Below are 2,317 nucleotides of genomic sequence, written 5' to 3' on the forward strand. Positions count from 1 at the left end.
CTACTTAGGGGGACTTAGGTTATCAATATATTTTTTGAACACTTTTAGCATATCATAATTTTAACTCTTTTAAAACAATACCCCTAAAGACTGTAAGGGGGAACTTAGATTATCAATAGATAATTGAACGCTTTTATATTGTATACGCAGTAAACTATGTATACACCGTTTACAGAGTATACATAGTTTATCACCTTATTCCTCTAGTTTGCTTTTTCTTGTTTTCTCTATCAAATTCTTTCTTGAAACTACTATCTAATCCCTTTTCTCTTGAGATATTAGATATGTTGTCAGCTAACTCTTTAAATACTTCTTTAAAGGCTTTAAAATCGCTTATACGGTCTTTTAAGAATCTTTTAGTAGATTGGTATATTAACTTAATTTCTTCTTTTAAATCGCCAATCTGGCTCTTTAAAGAAGTGTTTTCTTCATATAAATTATTATATCTTTTAACAAGATCATTATAATCATCAATATCTTTATCATTTTTATCTATCTGATCTTTTAATTCATTTTTTTAGATGCTTTGGCTGGGTGCTTCATCTTTTGAACTTGATGTTTGATATATTCCAAAAATGAGCATTGCAACCAAAGTATCTATTCATTTTTTCAGTGTGCTAGGCGGTTTGCTTGGTTATAAAACAACGGAGTGACTTCAAAATATGCAAGGGCGAAACTTGTGAGTGCATTTTACCCTTGCATATTTTTAATCACGTAGTTATAACCACGCTAAAGCAAACGCCTTACGCACACTAAATGAATAGCATACGTATTTAGGTGCATTTTTGAATTGGGCATATCAAACAAAAAAATAAAGCAAAGGACTTAATCAGTTGTCCTTTGCTTTATATAGGTTTTAATAAGACGATTTTAAGTAGTTTAATGATGAAGCCCTAACCTTATTGGGCTGAAATCGGCTTAAAATCGCTCTCTCAACACAGAAAATTTAATCAAATACAAAATTAAGTTTGTTTTCTTTCAATTCTAAATTTTGCATTAAATTTATTTCCATTTTTCGATACAAAGCCTTTAATTTCCGAGGTTTCTCCTTTGGTTAATAATTCTTTTAAAGATTTTTGTGGTAATTTCTTTTTGCTCCATGTTTTCGGTAAAGAAAACTTACAATCTTTGGTCTTATAGTTACTACAACCATAAAATTTTCCTTTATCTGTTACGTTACCGCCACATTTTGGACAAGTACCAAGTAGGTTATCTGCTTCTAAATTGTTGACATGTTCTTCAATTTTTTGATTATTTTCGAAACTTTTCGGAACGTTTTCAATAGTATATTTTATAAATTTTTGAATACTCGTCAAGAATTTTTCTTGTGTACCTGTATTTTCTTGGATTTTTTTCAAATATTTTTCCCATTGAGCAGTCATTTCTGCATTGGCAATGGGATCATTGCCAATGATTTCACACAAAGCATTGCCTTTTTCTGTTACTAGAATATTTTTCCCTTTGTTGCTGATGTATTGTTTATGTTTTAGATTTTCAATGATACTGGCTCTGGTAGCTTCTGTACCAATACCCTCGGATTCTTTTAAAATATCTTTATTCTCTTTATCTAGTTTGTTCCCTGCGTTCTTCATAGCAGTTAATAGTGTAACCCTCTGTATAGTATCTTTGGGGGTTTTGTTTCGCCTTTTTTATTTTCAAATCTGACGATTACCATATCATTTGCAGATACATTCGGTAGCGTATCTTCTGATGTATTATTTTTATCTTCATCATCAATATCAACTTCCTTTCGCAAAGAGTATATAATAATTATATACTCTTTGCGAAAGGAAGTTGATATTATGGATTACATTTCTGTGAAAGCCGCTTCTGAAAAATGGGGCATATCGGAAAGACGGATACAAAAATTATGTGAGGAAAATCGCATTGACGGAACTGAAAAATTTGGTCGTGCATGGATGATACCAAAAGATGCAGAAAAACCCGTTGATGGACGTATGAAAACAAGGAACAAACAGGAGGAGAATCATGGAATTTAATGAAAAGCTACAACAGCTTAGGACTGGAAAGAACTTAACGCAGGAACAACTTGCGGAGCAATTATATGTATCAAGAACAGCCATTTCAAAATGGGAGTCAGGGCGTGGCTATCCAAGCATTGACTCCTTAAAAGCTATTGCAGAATTTTTCGGAGTAACAATAGATGAACTGTTATCCAATAGAGAACTGATTTGTATTGCAGAAAAAGATAGTCACCAAAAAACACAGCATATGCGTGATTTAGTATTTGGCTTGATTGATTGCTCTGTTGTAATGTTGTTTTTTATCCCTCTTTTTGGACAGCAAGGGGGCGAGA

Annotated in this window: 3 protein-coding genes and 1 pseudogene; 2 read left to right on the plus strand and 2 right to left on the minus strand. The window is 32.3% G+C overall.

What is annotated here, in order from left to right:
• Positions 1–962: 962 nt before the first annotated feature.
• A complete protein-coding gene (locus tag DVJ99_RS13405) occupies positions 963–1,316 on the minus strand; it encodes a topoisomerase C-terminal repeat-containing protein (protein WP_276118050.1) in 354 nt (117 codons plus the stop codon).
• Positions 1,317–1,325: 9 nt separating this feature from the next.
• A pseudogene (locus DVJ99_RS13410) lies at positions 1,326–1,622 on the minus strand (DNA topoisomerase); the annotation flags it as partial.
• Positions 1,623–1,802: 180 nt separating this feature from the next.
• Between DVJ99_RS13410 and DVJ99_RS12760 the strand changes: the two are divergent.
• On the plus strand, positions 1,803–2,000 hold the full coding sequence (locus DVJ99_RS12760) for a helix-turn-helix domain-containing protein (RefSeq protein WP_000384569.1): 198 nt from the start codon (positions 1,803–1,805) through the stop codon (positions 1,998–2,000).
• A partial coding sequence (locus DVJ99_RS12765; RefSeq protein ID WP_162912221.1) for a helix-turn-helix domain-containing protein occupies positions 1,990–2,317 on the plus strand: 328 nt, incomplete at its 3' end. The genes DVJ99_RS12760 and DVJ99_RS12765, both read left to right, overlap by 11 nt.

It is taken from the genome of Staphylococcus sp. EZ-P03 (assembly GCF_003344575.1).
Classification (GTDB): Bacteria; Bacillota; Bacilli; order Staphylococcales; family Staphylococcaceae; genus Staphylococcus; species Staphylococcus simulans_B.